The sequence below is a fragment of the Komagataeibacter rhaeticus genome, assembly GCF_003207855.1.
Lineage (GTDB): Bacteria > Pseudomonadota > Alphaproteobacteria > Acetobacterales > Acetobacteraceae > Komagataeibacter > Komagataeibacter rhaeticus.
The window spans coordinates 160,341-177,330 of record NZ_NKTZ01000003.1 but is presented as its reverse complement, the minus strand read 5'-3'; the positions used below and the strand labels follow the sequence as shown (position 1 = coordinate 177,330).

Annotated in this window: 10 protein-coding genes; 9 read left to right on the top strand and 1 reads right to left on the bottom strand. The window is 65.6% G+C overall.

The genetic code is table 11. The features are described 5' to 3' along the window. The 7 genes from CFR78_RS04985 to treY all read left to right on the top strand — a co-directional run bounded on the left by CFR78_RS04985 (position 1) and on the right by treY (position 14,634). Positions 1 to 1,473 carry a M48 family metalloprotease gene (locus tag CFR78_RS04985; protein ID WP_034932880.1) on the top strand — a complete coding sequence of 491 codons (1,473 nt, stop codon included), beginning with the start codon at positions 1 to 3 and terminating at the stop codon, positions 1,471 to 1,473. 559 nt (positions 1,474 to 2,032) lie between these two features. Continuing rightward, a complete protein-coding gene (gene glgA / locus CFR78_RS04980; RefSeq protein ID WP_034932884.1) occupies positions 2,033 to 3,649 on the top strand; it encodes a glycogen synthase GlgA in 1,617 nt (538 codons plus the stop codon). Between the two features lie 62 nt (positions 3,650 to 3,711). After that, the gene (gene glgB, locus CFR78_RS04975) at positions 3,712 to 5,931 is read left to right on the top strand and encodes a 1,4-alpha-glucan branching protein GlgB (protein ID WP_034932886.1); all 2,220 of its coding nucleotides are present in this window, start codon (positions 3,712 to 3,714) and stop codon (positions 5,929 to 5,931) included. Further along, complete coding sequence (glgX, locus tag CFR78_RS04970) at positions 5,928 to 8,039, top strand: glycogen debranching protein GlgX (protein WP_034932887.1); 2,112 nt, start codon at positions 5,928 to 5,930, stop codon at positions 8,037 to 8,039. Before glgB ends, glgX begins: the two co-directional genes overlap by 4 nt. After that, the gene (treZ, locus tag CFR78_RS04965) at positions 8,036 to 9,817 is read left to right on the top strand and encodes a malto-oligosyltrehalose trehalohydrolase (RefSeq protein ID WP_034932888.1); all 1,782 of its coding nucleotides are present in this window, start codon (positions 8,036 to 8,038) and stop codon (positions 9,815 to 9,817) included. Before glgX ends, treZ begins: the two co-directional genes overlap by 4 nt. Continuing rightward, a complete protein-coding gene (malQ, locus tag CFR78_RS04960; RefSeq protein WP_034932889.1) occupies positions 9,810 to 11,888 on the top strand; it encodes a 4-alpha-glucanotransferase in 2,079 nt (692 codons plus the stop codon). The genes treZ and malQ overlap by 8 nt, the downstream gene beginning before the upstream one ends. Continuing rightward, the gene (gene treY, locus CFR78_RS04955; RefSeq protein ID WP_258365939.1) at positions 11,839 to 14,634 is read left to right on the top strand and encodes a malto-oligosyltrehalose synthase; all 2,796 of its coding nucleotides are present in this window, start codon (positions 11,839 to 11,841) and stop codon (positions 14,632 to 14,634) included. The genes malQ and treY overlap by 50 nt, the downstream gene beginning before the upstream one ends. A 26-nt stretch (positions 14,635 to 14,660) precedes the next feature. On the opposite strand, the gene CFR78_RS04950 is transcribed toward treY, so the two are convergent. Then, entirely contained in the window at positions 14,661 to 14,933 is a 273-nt protein-coding gene (locus tag CFR78_RS04950; protein ID WP_240471439.1) for a hypothetical protein, read from the bottom strand. 266 nt (positions 14,934 to 15,199) lie between these two features. Between CFR78_RS04950 and CFR78_RS04945 the strand changes: the two genes are divergently transcribed. Both CFR78_RS04945 and CFR78_RS04940 read left to right on the top strand, forming a co-directional pair. Then, a complete protein-coding gene (locus tag CFR78_RS04945; protein WP_223846668.1) occupies positions 15,200 to 15,430 on the top strand; it encodes a hypothetical protein in 231 nt (76 codons plus the stop codon). A 503-nt stretch (positions 15,431 to 15,933) separates the two neighbouring features. After that, a complete protein-coding gene (locus CFR78_RS04940; RefSeq protein WP_039998757.1) occupies positions 15,934 to 16,791 on the top strand; it encodes a glycosyltransferase in 858 nt (285 codons plus the stop codon). The last annotated feature ends 199 nt before the right edge of the window (positions 16,792 to 16,990 follow it).

The following is a 16,990-nucleotide window of genomic DNA, read 5'->3' as shown; positions in this document are numbered from 1 at the left end:
ATGGCGCGCAGCTTCCTTTCACGCCTGGGCCTTGGCCTGTGCGGCGCGGCGGTACTGACCGCCCCCGGCCTGCCGGGTACGGCACAGGCAAAGGGCAAATTCATTGAGGGGGTCAGCGTTCCCGCGGCCTATCCGCCCCCACCGCCCGAGACACTGGCCCTGGCGCCGTTCAACCTGCAGGAAACCGGGACGTTTAACGATCCCCCGACAGAGGCCTATCTGCGCAGGATCGTGAACCACCTGCTGGAGGGGTGGAACGGGCCCCGGCCTGAAATCCCCATTTTCCTTGTACCCAGCATGTCATTTGCCAGCGAGGTCTCGGCCGGTGGCGTGATGTTCGTCTATGCCGGCACGCTTGATTACATGCGCAAGACCCCCGACGTACAGACGGAGGACATGATCGCCTTCGTGCTGGCGCATGAACTGTCCCATATCCTGCTGGGCCACACCCGCCACCGCACCGAAACACAGAACACGACCCAGCGTGTCATGGGGGGGATTGACCTTGCGGCGTCCATTGCGTCCAAGCTCAATATCGGTGGCGCCGGGCAGATGGCGCAGATGGCGCTTCTGTCCGATTTTGGCAGCAACCTGCTGACGGCACAGGCAGCCTTCCCCGCCTGGTCGCGCAAGCAGGAAAAGGAAGCCGACGTCATGGCGGTCGACCTTATGGCACGGGCCGGTTACGAGCTTGATGCCGCGTCGACCATGCTGGGACTGATCGCGCAGGATGAGGAACAGCTCAAGGCACAGAAGGTCAAGGGCCAGAAGCGCCTGTTCGAAGCCGGTCGCACGCGCAATGCCAGCGGGCAGCAGGGTTACGGCGTGCAGGTCAATACCGGTGCGTGGCTGGTGCGCAACTGGGATGCGCTGGCGGGAACGCACCCGGCGGCCTCCGCCCGGCAGGAACATGTGGCGCAGTACATTGCCCATAATTATGGCGATGTGGTCAATCCCGAACATCGGGCCCCATTCCAGCAGTTCATCAAGACCGCCCACATGCAGACCATGCTGCTGGACGTGCAGAGCCTGAACGGGATGGCTGACCAGATACAGGCGAAGAATTTCGGGGCGGTCGTGGCGGAACAGGCCCGCCTGCACGCGCCAGTGGCCAACAGCCAGCTTTCGCTGTTTTATGGCGCGGTGGGCAATGATGGCGTGCATCACCTCTCGCCGGTGGCGATCAGCATGATCGAGCGCGGGGCCAGTCGCCCCGACGTCACGCGCCAGATTGCGCTGCTCAAGTCTTCCTACCTGGAAGGCCAGAACAAGAACGATCAGGCTCTTGCCTACCTGGCCAAGATGCAGGCGGCTTTCGAGGATTCTTCATTCTATATCTACCGTATTCATCTGTTGCGTAAGATGAACCGCACCAACGATGCCGGCCTGCTGGCCATGGAATGCGTGGGGCATGGCGATACGTCGATCCGTGATGCCTGTGTTGCCGCCAGCAAGGGAGAGGACGGCGGCTGATCCGGCATCAGCCCCTTCTTGATGATGATCCCCACGGGTTCAGTCCCGTTCGGGGCAGTCGTGGTTGCTACCCGGCGGTAGGGGCAGGCCGCAACACCTGCTTCCCGTCCTGTCCTGTGGGGCTGGCATATCCTGAAAGTGTGGCGCGGGCTGGCTGTCGCTGCCCCCAGCCCCGCGTTCTGGATGATGGACAGGCAACCGCATGCTGCTCATATGGCCCGTGTCACGACCGGTCCGCTGCCCTGATGCGCGGTATCGCTGCCCCGCAAGGGGGGAAGATGGAGCAGCAGGTTCCCGCCGCGATGCCGCCTGTGGGCCGGATGCGTCCGGTCCCGCACCGGGACGCATGTCTCCATGCCCGTTAACAGGGCGGGAGCAGACATGACACAGAATTGCCTTTTTTCAAAAAAGGGGCATGTCATGAAATAATACCAAGTAATGATCAGGCATTACGGGATCACTTAAACGTGTTGGTGAGACCATGCGCCGGATGGGTCGTTAACTGCTGCGGAACCGGAAAATCCGACCGCCACCCTCCCTTTTGCAAGGAAGCAGGCCCATGCTCAGTGCGGTTACTCCTTTCCTTTCGCCCGTCCGGCTGCTTTCGGTTGCGTCCGAGATGTTTCCCTTTGTCAAGACCGGGGGGCTGGGCGATGTCACGGGTTCGCTCCCCCGGGCCCTGGCGCCCTACGGGGTGGAGGTCACGACCCTGCTGCCCGGCTACCCGGCCGTGATGGCCGCGTTGCGGGGCCGCAAGCCGGTGGGGGCCTGGACTGACATACTGGGGCATGCCGCCACGCTGTGGTCCGGGCGGGCGCAGGGGCTGGACCTGCTGGTGCTGGACGCGCCCACTCTGTTTGACCGGCCCGGAAACCCGTATCTGTGCCCTGATGGACAGGACTGGCCTGATAACGGCATCCGCTTTGCGGTCCTTTCACGCATGGCGGCGGATATCGCACAGGGCAGGATTGCGGCCTATCATCCCGATCTGGTACAGGCGCATGACTGGCAGGCGGGGCTGACGGCGGCCTACCTGCATCATGACCGCCGCGCGCAGGCCGCCCCCGGCGCAGGCGTGCCGGTGGTCCAGACCATTCACAACCTTGCCTTCCAGGGGCGCTTTCCCGCTGCATGCCTTGCGGAATTCGGGCTGCCGCCAGAGGCGTTTTCAGTCGAGGGATGTGAATGCTACGGCGCACTCAGCTTTCTCAAGGCGGGGCTGTACCATGCCGACCGCATTACCACCGTCTCCCCCAGCTACGCGCATGAAATCCAGACACCCGAGGGCGGGATGGGGCTGGATGGCCTGCTGCGCCAGCGGGGGGAACGGCTGGAAGGCATACTCAATGGCATCAATACCGATATATGGAACCCCGCCAGTGACCCGGCGGTACATTTTCCCTACGTGGCGGGTGACACCGTAGGGCGCGCGCCCAACAAGCGCGACCTGCAGGCGGAATTCGGCCTGGTGGCGGATCCGGATGCCTTTGTCATCGGCATTGTCAGCAGGCTGACCGCGCAGAAGGGCATCGACCTGCTGAACACCGTCATGCCGCGCCTGCTGGTGGCCAATACGCAGGTAATCGTGGTGGGGGAAGGCGACCGGGAGATCGAACGCGGACTGGCCGCGCTGCAGCGCCAGTTTCCGCGCCGTTTCGCCTGCCATCTGGGCTATAGCGAGGAACTGGGCCATCGCGTGCCATCGGCGGCGGATGCGTTCCTCATCCCCTCACGCTTCGAACCCTGCGGGCTGACCCAGCTTGGCGCGCTGCGTTATGGCGCGGTGCCCATCGCATCGCGCGTGGGGGGGCTTGCCGATACCATAATCGATGCCAATCCGGCCGCGCTGGCGCGGGGTGGCGGCACGGGGTTCCTGTTCTCGCCGGTGGATGGGGAAACGCTGGTCGCGGCCGTCAACCGCGCGCGCCTGCTCTATCGCCGCCAGCGCGCCATATGGCGCCAGCTCCAGCTCAATGGCGCGGGATATGACGTGTCATGGAATGCAAAGGCCGCCCATTACGTGGCCCTGTTTGCCGAACTGCTGGGGATGGACCTGTCCGCCCCGCAGGCCCCGTCCAACGTGATCGTCCTGCCCCCGGGGCGCCCTGAAGGGCGCAGGCGCCGTATCGCCCGCCGCCCGCCCCGCCTGTCCCGTCCCGTGGCCATGCCGCATTAGGCGCGCGGCCCGCAGGGGCTGCCACCCCGGTACACGAAAACAGAACAGCAAAAGGCCAAGGCATGAGGATCAGACAGGATGAGGCCCATTACCGCCTGCCCCCCGGCGTGGACGATCTTGTGCATGGCCGCAGTGCCGACCCGTTTTCCATCCTTGGTCGCCACAACATGGGCAAGGTTGATGTCATCCGTGTGATGTATCATGACGCGGCGCGTGTGCGCCTGGTGGTTGAACGCCCCCGTGGTGGCGAAGTGGAACGCCCCATGCGGCGCATGGGCGATACGGGGCTGCATGTCGGCACCATTGCCGCGGGGGCACGCTATCATCTGAAAATTGTCTGGGCGGATGCGGTGGAGGAAACGGCGGACCCGTATTCCTTCGGCCTGCTGCTGGATGGGGAAACGCTGCGCCTGTTTTCCGAAGGGCGGCATGCGTCACTGGACCGTGTCATGGGGGCACAACCCATGGTGGTGGAGCACACGCCTGGCGTGCGCTTTGCCGTATGGGCGCCCAATGCGCGGCGGGTTTCGGTGATAGGGGATTTCAATTTCTGGGATGGCAGGCGCCACCCCATGCGCCTGCGGCATGAAGCGGGGGTGTGGGAGCTGTTCATTCCCGGCCTTGGGCCGGGCGAGCGCTACAAATTCGAGATCATGGCGCGTGATGGGCATATCCTGCCCCAGAAGGCCGATCCCTTTGCCCGCTTTGCCGAACGCCCGCCCGCCACGGCGTCCGTCATTGCGCCGGCCGAGGGTTTTGCCTGGACCGATGGGCCATGGATGGACCGCCGTGGCGCGGCTCAGGCCCATGATTCGGCGCTGTCCATATACGAACTGCATGTTCCCTCGTGGCGCAGGCCGCAGGGGGACCCCGAGCGCATCATCTCATGGCGGGAACTTGCGGCCGAACTGATCCCGTATGTGCGGGCGGCCGGTTTTACGCATGTGGAACTGATGCCGGTCATGGAATATCCGTTTGGCGGTTCATGGGGCTACCAGCCGCTGGGGCTGTTCGCACCTTCCGCCCGGCACGGCACGCCTGCCGATTTCGCGGGTTTTGTCGATGCCTGCCATGGCGCGGGCATCGGCGTGATACTGGACTGGGTGCCCGCGCATTTTCCCAATGATGTGCATGGGCTGGTCTGTTTTGATGGCTGCGCGCTGTATGAACACCAGGACCCGCGTGAGGGCGTGCACCGGGACTGGAACACCCATATCTATAACCTCGGGCGGCATGAGGTGCGTGGTTTCCTGATTTCCAGCGCGCTCATGTGGCTGGAGCGCTACCATATCGACGGGCTGCGGGTCGATGCCGTGGCGTCCATGCTGTACCGTGACTACAGCCGTGGGGAAGGGGAGTGGATACCCAATATCCATGGCGGGCGCGAAAACCTGGAAGCCGTGGCCTTCCTGCGCCAGTTGAACGAAACCGTGCACGCTACCGTGCCGGACGCCATGATGATTGCCGAAGAGTCAACCGCCTGGCCCGGCGTGACCCACCCCGTGGCGTATGGCGGGCTGGGATTTTCGTACAAATGGAACATGGGGTGGATGCACGACAGCCTGCGCTTTTTCGCGCGTGACCCGTTATGGCGGGGTTTCCACCTGCATGAAATCCTGTTCGGCCTGCACTATGCGTTCAGCGAGCACTTCATTTTGTGCGTGTCGCATGATGAAGTGACCCACGGCAAGGGCGCGCTGCTGGCGCGCATGCCGGGCGATGACTGGCAGCGCCATGCCAACATGCGGCTGTTCTTCGCCTTCATGTGGGCGCATCCGGGCCGCAAGCTGATCTTCATGGGCAGTGAATTCGGGCAGGACAGCGAATGGTCGCATGAGGGCGAGCCGGACTGGAGCAGCCGCGACAATCCGTTCAAATCCGGCCTGGCCACCCTGGTGGGCGACCTGAACCACCTTTATCGCAGCCTGCCCGCCCTGCACGCACGGGACAGCGAGCCCGCAGGCTTTGCCTGGATCATCGGCGATGACACGGTCAATACGGTACTGGCCTGGCTGCGTCTTGCCCCGGCCCGGCCGCCGGTGCTGGTCGTGCTCAACCTGACCCCCGTGCCACGGCACGACTACCGGGTGGGCGTGCCGGTGGGGGGGCTGTGGCGGGAATGTCTCAATTCCGATGCCACCCCCTATGGCGGCAGCGGCGTAGGCAATGGCGGCACGGTATGGGCAACGGACCAGGGCGCCCACGGTCAGCCGTGCTCGTGCGTGCTGACGCTGCCGCCGCTTGCGGCCCTGTACCTTCATCCGGCGGGAGAGGGGGCATGATCCGGTTCCCGCCGGCGCTCTCGTCCGGCAGTCCGGCGCCACTGGGCGCGCACTGGGACGGGATGGGGGTCAATTTTGCCGTGTTTTCCGCCAATGCGCAGCAGGTGGATGTCTGTATTTTCGACCCGCGTGACCGGCGTGAGATCCGGCGCTACCGCCTGCCCGAATATACCAACGAGATATGGCACGGCTACCTGCCCGATGCGGAACCCGGCCTGTTATACGGGTATCGCGCCTTCGGGCCGTATGACCCGGCCAATGGCCACCGCTTCAATCCCCACAAGCTGCTGCTTGATCCCTATGCCCGTGGCCTGAGCGGCCCGCTTTCATGGTCGGACACGCAGTTCGGCTACCGCCTGCATTCCCCCCGCGCCGACCTGTCGTTCGACCGGCGTGACAGCGCACCCGCCATGCCCAGATGCGTGGTGGTGCATGATGCGTATGAATGGGAGGACGACACGCTGCCCCGTGTGCCGTGGGAGCAGACCGTGATCATGGAGGCCCATGTAAGGGGACTGACCATGCAGCGCGAGATGGATCACGCCCGGCCCGGTACGTTCCAGGCCCTGTGCGCCCCCCCCATGGTCGCGCATCTGAAGCGGCTGGGCATCACCACCATCGAACTGCTGCCCATCCAGTGCTACCTGCCCGAGCGCCATCTGCTCGAACGCGGGCTGACCAATTACTGGGGCTACAACACGCTGGCCTTTTTCGTGCCGCATGCGGGCTATCTTGCCAGCGGTTCGCCCCACGAACTGCGTGCCGCCATCCGCCGCCTGCACAAAGCTGGGATCGAGGTGGTGATGGACGTGGTCTACAACCACACCTGCGAAGGCAGCGAACTGGGGCCGACCCTGTGCTACCGGGGGCTGGACAACGCCACCTATTACCGCCTTGTGCCCGGTAACGAGCGGCATCTGATCAACGATACCGGCTGTGGCAACACGCTCAACCTGTCCCATCCGCGCGTGCTGCAGATGGTGCTGGATTCCCTGCGCTACTGGGCGGAGAATTATCATATCGATGGCTTCCGCTTTGACCTGGCCACCGTTCTGGCGCGCGAACCCTATGGCTTTGACCAGGGATCGGGGTTCCTAGATGCCGTGATCCAGGACCCCGTCCTGTCCACCCGCAAGCTGATCGCCGAGCCGTGGGACCCCGGGCCGGGGGGCTATCAGTTCGGCAACTTCCCCCCCGGCTTTGCCGAATGGAACGACCGTTTCCGTGACACCACGCGCCGTTTCTGGCGCGGTGACGGACTGCAGCACGGTGACATGGCGGCCCGCATCGCGGGTTCGGGCGACCTGCTGGACAGACGTGGCCGCAGGCCGTGGAGTTCGATCAACATCCTGACCACGCATGACGGTTTCACGCTGGCGGACCTGGTCAGCTACGCCACGCGCCACAACGACGCCAATGGCGAGGACGGTCAGGATGGCGCACCCGAGAATTACAGCGCCAACTGGGGCGTGGAAGGGGCGACCACCGATCCTGTCATACTGAAGCTGCGTGGCCGCATCCGGCGCGCCATGATGGCAACGCTCATGTTCTCGCACGGCACGCCCATGCTGCTGGCGGGTGATGCGTTCGGCCAGACCCAGCACGGCAACAACAACGCCTACTGTCAGGACAACGCCACGACATGGCTGGACTGGGGGCTGGCGGCCACGGCCGCGGGCCGCAGCATGACCGGCTTTGTCGCGCGCCTTGTGGCGCTGCGTGGCCGTCATTCCTCCCTGCGGGCCGCGCGCTACATGCACGGGCGCCACAGGCCCATGCCCGACCTGCCTGACATAAGCTGGTTCTGCCCCGATGGCAGTCTGATCGGCGCGGCGCAGTGGGGGGATGCGGGCTTTCACTTCCTGGGGGTGCGGCGGGCCTGCACGGATGAGGATGGCACGGTGGACATGACGTATACCGTACTCAACGCCCATGCCGAGGACGTGGCCGCAACCCTGCCGGCCCCGCTTGGGAAATGGGCCCTGCAGCTGGATACCACCCGGCCCGAACAGCCGGAAATGACACTGGAGCACGGTGCGCGCGACATCATCGTGCCGGCCCATGGCCTGCTTCTGTTCGCGGCCGTCGCAGGGGGAGAGGACGCATGAGCGTGCATTTTCACCATAACCGCCACGCGGGGGCCACGCTGCTTGACAGGGGGCATACCCGTTTCCGCCTGTGGGCGCCGTCGTGCGATGCCGTGGCGCTGGAAGTGGAAGGGCATGCCCCCGCCCCCATGGCACGGCGCAGGGGGGGATGGTTCGAATGCGTCCATCCCTGCGGTGCCGGTGCGCGCTACCGTTACCGGGTCGGCCCCGATCTTGCGGTGCCCGATCCCGCCTCATGCTACCAGCCCGATGACGTTCATGGCCCCAGCGAGGTCATGGACCCGGCGGATTACGACTGGCAGTACCCCCGCTGGCCCGGCCGCCCGTGGCATGAGGCGGTCATATACGAAGTCCATGTGGGCCTGATGGGCGGATATGGCGGGGTGGCGCGCGAACTGCCCCGGCTGGTGGCCCTTGGGGTTACGGCCATCGAGCTTATGCCGCTGTCCGAAATACCGGGCGGGCGCAACTGGGGGTATGATGGTGTCCTGCCCTTTGCCCCGGAATCCGCCCATGGCCACCCTGATGAACTCAAGGACCTGATCGACCGGGCGCACGGGCTGGGGCTCATGGTGTTTCTTGATGTGGTCTATAACCATTTCGGTCCGGACGGGAATTACCTGGCCGCCTACGCAGCCCCCTTCTTCCGCGCCGACCGGCCTACGCCATGGGGTGCCGCCATCGATTTCAGGCAGGATGCGGTGCAGACGTTCTTTGTGGACAACGCGCTGTACTGGATTATGGAATTCCGTTTTGACGGGCTGCGGCTGGACGCGGTGCAGGCCATGACCGAGCGGACATGGCTGGCCGAACTGCCCGCGCGCATCCGTGCGCATGTGGAACCGGGACGGCATGTCCACCTGATGGTGGAAAACGAGAATAACGACGCGGGCCTGCTGCGCGCGGGCTATCGCGCCCAGTGGAATGATGATGCCCATAACGCCCTGCATGTGCTGCTGACCGGCGAGGACGAAAGCTATTACGGCAATTTCGCCCCCGACCCGGCGGCCGCGCTGGCGCGCGTGCTGGCCGAGGGCTTTGCCTTCCAGGGCGAGGTCTCGCCCGTGACCCGCCAGCCACGCGGCAGCCCCAGCGCCGACCTTGCGCCGGAGCGGTTCATCATCTTCCTGCAGAACCATGACCAGATCGGCAACCGCGCGCTGGGGGAACGGCTGAACGTGCTGGCCGCCCCCCAGGCGTTGCGCGCGGCCTACGGGCTGGTGCTGCTGTGCCCGCAGATACCGCTGCTGTTCATGGGGGAGGAATGGGGTTCCCGCCAGCCCTTCCTGTTCTTTACCAGCCACACGCCCGAACTGGGGCGGATCGTGCGCGACGGGCGGCGCAGGGAGTTTGCCGGTTTCTCGCATTTCGCATCAGAAAAGACACGTCACCTGATCCCCGACCCCAATGCGCCGGAAACCTTTGCCACGTCCCAGTTGCGCGTGGCGGAACGTGAGGCGCCCCCCCATGCCGGGTGGTTGGCGATGATCCGGAACCTGCTTGCCCTGCGCAAGGCCGAGATCATGCCCCGCCTGCCCGGTGCGCGGGCCATTGGCGCGCACGTCATTGGCCCGGGCGCGGTCATGGCGCGCTGGCGCATGGGGGACGGGACGGTGCTGGGCATGGCACTCAACCTTGGTGTGGCATCGGTGGCATGGCCCGACACGCTGCGCGGGCGCTGCCTGCATGCGGTCCTGCCGCAGGGGACGGACCTTTTCCATACCATCCTGCCGCCCGACAGTGTCGTGGTCTGCCTTGCGGAGGGAGCGGATGAATAACCGTGACCTGGCCGACCGTGCCCGCCGGGCCGGGCTGAGCATGCGCTGGCGCGACGTGGGGGGGCAGATTCACCGGGTCTCCAACGAAAGTATCCGCCGCCTGCTGGCCGTGCTGGAAAATCATGGCGGTGCCGGGCGCGGCCCCTCCAGCCTGCCCGCCATGGTTGTGGCCGTGGCGGGGCAGGCGACGGTCCTGCCGCATATGGGCAGCGATGTCCCCGCCACGTTCCGCCTGATCATGGAGGAAGGGGACGTTATTGAAGGCACGCTGCGCCAGGTACGGGGCCGACTGGTGCTGCCCGCCATGACCCGCTGCGGCTATCACCGGCTGGAAATTGGCGGTATGCATACCACGCTGGCGCTCACGCCCGCCGCCTGCCCGTCAGTCGCGGCGCGGACGGCGGGCGGCCCGGCCCGGCCATGGGGCGTGGGTGCCCAGATCTATGGCCTGTGCACGCCGGGCGATGGGGGGATTGGCCATTTTGGCGCGGTGGCCAGCCTTGCGCGCGCGGCGGCGTCCCGGGGGGCGGATGCGCTGGCCATAAGTCCGGTCCATGCCATGTTCGCGGCCCGGCCGGAGCAGTACAGCCCGTATTCGCCTTCCTCGCGGCTGTTCCTCAATCCCCTGCTGGCCGACCCGCATGCGGTATTCGATACCGCCACGATACAGGCCGCCACCCTGCGGCATGGTCAGGCCGATACCCTGCGCGCGCTGGAACAGGCGCCCCTGATCGAATGGGAGCAGGCGGCCCCGCAACGTTACCGCCTGTTGCGCCAGCTTTATGAAGAGCGCATTGCCCCGGCCCCGCCCGATGCCCTGTGCGCCTTCCGCCAGGCCGGGGGCAGGGCACTGGAACACCATGCCATATTCGAGACCCTGCACGCCCATTTCACCACCCGGGGGGCGCGCGGGGGGGACTGGCGCCGCTGGCCGCAGGCCATGCGCCAGCCGGACAGCCCCGAGGTCGCACGTTTTGCCGCCGAGTTCGCCCATGACGTGGATTTCCATATCTTCGTGCAGTGGCTTGCCGCCCGCGGCATGGCGCAGGCCGGTGCGGCCGCCCGTACCGCCGGCATGCGCATCGGCCTGATTGCCGACATGGCGGTAGGCGTGGACCCGACGGGCAGCGAATGCTGGGCGCGGCAGGATGAATTCCTGGTCGGCGCATCCATTGGCGCGCCACCCGACCTGCTCAGCCCGCTGGGGCAGGACTGGGGGCTGACCACCTTTTCCCCCCGCGGGCTGCAGGCCAGCGGATACCGCGCCTTTATCGATACCCTGCGCGCGGGTTTCGCCCATGGCGGCGGGCTGCGGATCGACCATGTCATGGCACTGGAACGGCTGTGGGTCATACCGCAGGGCGGCGCATCGGCCGATGGGGCGTATCTGGCCTTTCCCGTGCGTGACCTCATGCGGCTTGTGGCGCTGGAGGCCGCGCGGGCCGATGCCATCGTGATTGGCGAGGATCTGGGCACGGTTACCGCCACTTTCCGCAGGGCGGCGGAAAAACAGGGAATCATGGGCATGAACGTGCTGTTTTTCGAGCGTACGGCACAGGGCGCGTTCCTGCCGCCAGCCGCATGGTCGCGCAATGCCACGGCCATGACCACCACGCATGACCTGCCCACGGTGGCGGGCTGGTGGCAGGGGATTGACCTGGACTGGCGGGTCAGGCTGGGGCAGCTGCCGGCGGGCATGGATGCGCTGAGCCTGCGGGACGAGCGTGAAAACGACCGCGCCGCGTTATGGACGGCCCTTGTCGCTTCCGGTGCGCGCCCCGCGCGCGGCACACGGTCGGGGCGCCTGGTGGAAAAGCCGCCCGCGACCGCCACGGGGGCCGTGGGTGTGGTGGATGAAGCGGTCAGTCTTGTTGCCCGCACGCCCTGCCCGCTGGTGGTCATTGCGCTGGAGGACCTGCTGGGCCTGGCGGAACAGCCAAACCTGCCGGGCACCACCACGGGGCACCCAAACTGGCGCAGGCGCTACCCCGGCACGGCGGCCACCGTGCTGTCCGGCCCGGATGCGCGCCGGCGCCTCAATCGCCTGCGCGCGGGGCGTGGCCGTGAATAGCGGGGCAGGCGGGGCCAGCGTGCGGGCCACGTTGCGGCTGCAGTTCCGTGGCGGCATGACGCTGGATGGCGCCCGCGCGCTGGTGCCGCAGTTCGCCCGGCTGGGGATCAGCCATCTGTATGCATCCCCCCTTTTCGCGGCCAGCCCCGGGTCCACCCATGGCTATGACACGATTGCCCATGACCGGATCGATCCCGAACTGGGGGGGGAGGCCGCGCTGATCCGGCTGACCGACCGGCTGCATGCCCATGGCATGGGGCTGATCCTGGACATCGTGCCCAACCATATGGCCGCCAATGCGGATAATGCCTGGTGGCTGGATGTGCTGGCATGGGGGCGGGCTTCGGACCATGCCACATGGTTTGACATCAACTGGCATGTATCCGACCCCGAACTGCATGGCCGCGTTCTGCTGCCCTTCCTTGACCGGCCGGTGGAGGACGCCATGGCGGCGGGCCTGCTGTCCGTGCGGCATGACGGGGGCAGCGGGCTGTTTTTCGTGCAGCATCATGACCATCGGTTTCCCCTATGCCCGGCGGGTTATGCCGCCCTGCTGGTGGGGGTCGGGGCACCGGGGCCGCTGCTGGCGGCGTGGACGCGCGTGGCCATGCGCGCCGGCCCCTGCGCCGAAGCCGGGGCGGCCCTGGCCGCGCTGCGGCAGTGGGCGGCAACACGGGATGGGGACCAGGCACTGCAGCAGCTTGCCGCCCTGCATGACGGGACCAGTCCGTCCGGCCGCGCGCGCCTTGCGGCCCTGCTGGGGCGGCAGCACTGGCGGCTGGCCTGCTGGCGGGAAGCGGCGACACGCATCAACTGGCGGCGTTTCTTTGACATTACCGGCCTGGTGGGCGTGTGCGTGGAACGTAGCGAGGTGTTCGAGGCGGTGCATGCCTATGTCCTGTCGCTTTACCGGCGCGGTGTGGTGGACGGGCTGCGGGTGGATCACATTGACGGGCTGGCCGCCCCCGCCGCCTACTGCCAGCGCCTGCGCGAACGGCTGGATGCCCTGACCCCGTTCCGGCCCGGACACGCGATGCCGGGCGGGGCCGTATATGTTGAAAAGATACTGGTGGCCGGGGAAAACCTGCCTGCCGCATGGCCGGTGGATGGCACGACCGGCTATGATTTCATGGACCAGGTGGGTGCGGTCCTGCATGACGGCGCGGGGGCCGTGGCGCTGGACCGGCTGTGGGCCACCTGCGGCCCGGATGCGCAGCCCCTTGATCCCATCGTGAAAACCGCCCGTGCCCAGCTGATTGAACAGACCTTCTGCGCCGGGTTCACGCATCTGGCCGCCCTGCTGGACCGCGCGCTGTGCGACACGGCCGAAGGCTGCGCCACGCACGAAATGCATGACGGCCTGCGTAACCTGCTGGTGCAGTTTCAGCCCTACCGCACCTATTTTGCCGATGAGGTCATACAGGACCACCAGGCGGGTACGGCCGCCCTGCGCCGGGCGGAGCGGGCGGCCTTTCCCTTTCTGGCCGCCGGGCAGTGCGCCATGGTGGCGCGCATGGCGCGGCTGCTGGAATCCTGCCCCGACCAGGCCCCGCCCGTGGGTGTGCGCCACGCACAGCTTGCCTTTGAACACCTGACCGCGCCGCTGGCCGCCAAATCGCTGGAGGATACGGCCTTCTACCGCTACGGCCGCCTGCTGTCGCGCAATGAGGTGGGATCTGATCCACAGGTCCTTGCCCTGCCGGTCGCGGCTTTTCATGACGCCTGCGCTGCGCGCGCGGCGCGTTTTCCCCATGCGCTGCTGGCCACCGCCACCCACGACCACAAACGTGGCGAGGACGCCCGTGCCCGGCTTGCGGTACTGAGCGAGGTGGCCGTGGAATGGGAAGGACTGGTCCAGGGCTGGTTTGCCCATAATGGCGCGGCCGGCGGGGCGGACGGCCCCGGACCCGACCGGATTGATGAACTCATGCTCTATCAGGCACTGGTGGGCGTCTGGCCACTGCTTGCGCTGGGGGAGGGGACGGCACGGGACCGGTTTTGCCAGCGTATCACACAATGGCAGACCAAGGCCCTGCGTGAAGCCGGGCGCCATACCGGCTGGACCCGGCCCGACGCGGCGTACGAGACCGCCTGCGCCCGCTTTGCCGAACGCCTGCTGGACCCGGGACGCAGCGCGGCCTTCCTGCACCAGCTTGAGGGGTTCGTGGCCCGCATTGCCCCCGCCGGTGCGCTGAACGGACTGGCACAGACCCTGCTGCGGCTGTGCGTGCCCGGTGTGCCGGATCTGTACCAGGGCTGTGACCTGTGGGATTTCAGTCTGGTGGACCCCGATAACCGCAGCCCGGTGGATTTTGCCCATCGTGACGCGCTGCTGGAACAGGCCACCAGTTTTGCCGCCGCCGCCGCCGTGTGGCGCACGGGCCGGGTCAAGCAGGACCTGATCCGCCGCATCCTGTCCTTTCGCCAGCATTATCCCGGGCTGTTTGCCTCGGGCAGCTATACCCCCGTCGATATTGCCGGGGCGGATCAGGCCCATGCCATTGCCTTCCTGCGCCAGCATGACGGGATGAGCCTGCTGGTCCTGGCCCCGCGCCTGCCGCTTGGGCTGGGGGTGGGGGCGGACACGCTGGCGCTGGACCACACGCCGGATATCACGCTCCGGCTTCCGTCACTGCCCGGTCCGTGGCACAGCCTGCTGGGGGATGTACCGCCCTGCGTGGACCGGCCCTTCATGCGGGGGGGCGTGCCCGTGGCCTGCCTTGTGCATGATGCCCGCATTCCCTGACCGGCCCGCCCCGCGCCGCAGGGACCCTAATGATGCAGCATGCCCATGCCCGCCTGCATGGCCGTGTGCAGCACATCGGACCACAGCCCCCGGCCGCCGCCCGGACCATGGTCGGATGACGGGGGTGGATTGTCATCGGCAGCGGTGGTGACGGGCAGGCCGTCATCATCAATCGGTACGGGATGGTGGGACGCACAGCCCGCAAGGGCTGCCAGGCAGCCAATGGCCGTGGCCGGGTGGCGGAAGGGGGCAAGGACAAGAAGGGCCAGCGCCCGGATGCGCCCGCGCGCATGAAACATGTCTGGTTTCCATATCATGTGGCCGGTTGGCGTGCAGTCTAGAGCCTGGCGGGGCCGATGGATTATTAACAAATGTAATAATCCGTCCCGTCCCGGCCGGGCGGCGTCCCTGCACGATTTTTCCTTCACACTGTCGGGAAAATCTACGGATCGGGATGAACCTGTGTTATGGTGGGACGTTGGATGCAGGTGGCACGCTACCACCGCATACCGGCATGCCTCGTGACAGTTCCAGTGCCCACCATGCGCATGCAAGGGAGATGGACATGACGCAGTCAGATACACAGCTGAACAACCAGGAACTTGAACTGCGGGCCATAAGCCTGTGGAGCAAGCAGCACCCCGACCGGCCGTGGCGGCGGCTGAGCAACCTGCACCGCTATCATAGCACGGCGCACCCGATGCAGGGCATTCCCGCCTTTCCCGAGGAACAGGAGCAGTTCCGCTTCCTTGCCTCCCACGCATTGACCCTGGCACAGGGGAAAAGCTGCATCTGAGGGGGCATTCCCCCGGTAACGGCCATCATCGGGCAGGGCGGGGCAGGCTGCGGGCAGGCCCCGCCCTGTCTGTTCATGGTCGGCATGCGGACAGAGGGCCGCGCAGGGGCGGACGACTTTCCGGCATGCCGGGTCCGTTCCCGCCGGACCGGCAGCGGGCCGACGGGGTATTGCATGGCGTGTTTTACATGCCCCAAAGGCTGCCTGTGTAATGGCCATGCAGGGGTTGCCCGTGATCCTGCTGCACCATGCTGTAAAGGGTTCCGTCCGCTTGGATCATCCGCCAATATTCAGGAAGTCATACAAGAAAACGCATGTATGTCATGTGGAAATATTTTGAAACTTTACTTGCGTGCTTCTGTTGAACGTCCGTCCCGGTCCGCGCCACCGGCCCGCAGTCCCGCAGGCGGGACGGGGCATGAAGGCTGCGGGCCCGCGCCGCCGTGCCATGCCGCCCTGTGCGTCATGCGGTACCGGGGCGTAGCGGAAACAGGAGCCACATCATGAATGCCGAGGATACGACACAGACAAAAAAGGATTTCTTTGACTCCGATTTCTGTCAGCACAAGAATTTCTGGCAGAAGCGCAAGGTCTCGTTCCTGACCGACATGCTGTTCGACCTGCATAACAGGAAATTCGCCCGGCAGGTCAGGCGCATGACGCATCGGTATCCGCTGCGCCATATCCTGGTTACATCGGTGCATGTGCCCAAACGGGGCCGGAAGCTGCGCAACATGTTCAACCGGCTCAGCATTACACGGCACAGGGTTGACTTCCTGACCGCCGATATGGGCGACAGGGGCAAGTTTTCGAATATCAACGCGGCCCTGGCCCAGGTCAACCTGAAGGACTATGACTGGGTTGTGGTCATGGATGATGATGTGGCCCTGCCACAGCATTTTCTGGATACATTCATACCGTTATGCGAAGTCATGGATCTCAAGATATCCCAGCCCGCGCACCGGTATCATTCCTATACGTCCTTTACGTTCAACTACCGCAGATGGAACAGCCTGGGCCGCGTGACGCGCTATGTCGAGGACGGGCCGGTCACCGCGTTCCATCGTGACGCGATTGCCTACCTGTTTCCGTTCCCGGAACTGCGGTGGGCGTGGGCGACGGACATCCTGTTCTGTCATGAAGCCCGCAGGAACAACCATAATGTCGGCATTGTGGACTATACGGCCATCGAACATCTCAAACCGGCGGCGCAGGACTATCCGCGCCGGGAAGCCACGGCGGAAGCGCGTGCCTTTCTTTCGCGTCACGCGCTCCGTCCCGACAGGCAGGATCTGTTCCGTGATACCGGCATCCTGCGGCACATCAACGAAAGCCATCTGAATTACGACGTGCCGCGCTGAGGCCCGCATGCGTGGCCCGTCGCGCATGGCCCCTTCCGGGCGGGGGCATGATCTGGCAATTCATTCCTGCAACAGATATAAGATAAGTTGATATAAAATTAAATAATATATCTTATTTATATAAAAATTAAGCATGGAAATAAAATACAGTCCGCCAAAACCCTGCTGAAAAAGGTAGGGTAATTTATTGCATATCTGC

Excerpts from the sequence above, each read along its gene's own strand:
- treZ (WP_034932888.1), top strand. The coding sequence starts at position 8,036 with ATGAGCGTGCATTTTCACCATAACCGCCACGCGGGGGCCACGCTGCTT.
- glgX (WP_034932887.1), top strand. The coding sequence starts at position 5,928 with ATGATCCGGTTCCCGCCGGCGCTCTCGTCCGGCAGTCCGGCGCCACTG.
- treY (WP_258365939.1), top strand. The coding sequence starts at position 11,839 with ATGCGCGCCGGCGCCTCAATCGCCTGCGCGCGGGGCGTGGCCGTGAAT.
- malQ (WP_034932889.1), top strand. The coding sequence starts at position 9,810 with ATGAATAACCGTGACCTGGCCGACCGTGCCCGCCGGGCCGGGCTGAGC.
- glgA (WP_034932884.1), top strand. The coding sequence starts at position 2,033 with ATGCTCAGTGCGGTTACTCCTTTCCTTTCGCCCGTCCGGCTGCTTTCG.
- CFR78_RS04940 (WP_039998757.1), top strand. The coding sequence starts at position 15,934 with ATGAATGCCGAGGATACGACACAGACAAAAAAGGATTTCTTTGACTCC.
- CFR78_RS04950 (WP_240471439.1), bottom strand. The coding sequence starts at position 14,933 with ATGTTTCATGCGCGCGGGCGCATCCGGGCGCTGGCCCTTCTTGTCCTT.
- glgB (WP_034932886.1), top strand. The coding sequence starts at position 3,712 with ATGAGGATCAGACAGGATGAGGCCCATTACCGCCTGCCCCCCGGCGTG.
- CFR78_RS04945 (WP_223846668.1), top strand. The coding sequence starts at position 15,200 with ATGACGCAGTCAGATACACAGCTGAACAACCAGGAACTTGAACTGCGG.
- CFR78_RS04985 (WP_034932880.1), top strand. The coding sequence starts at position 1 with ATGGCGCGCAGCTTCCTTTCACGCCTGGGCCTTGGCCTGTGCGGCGCG.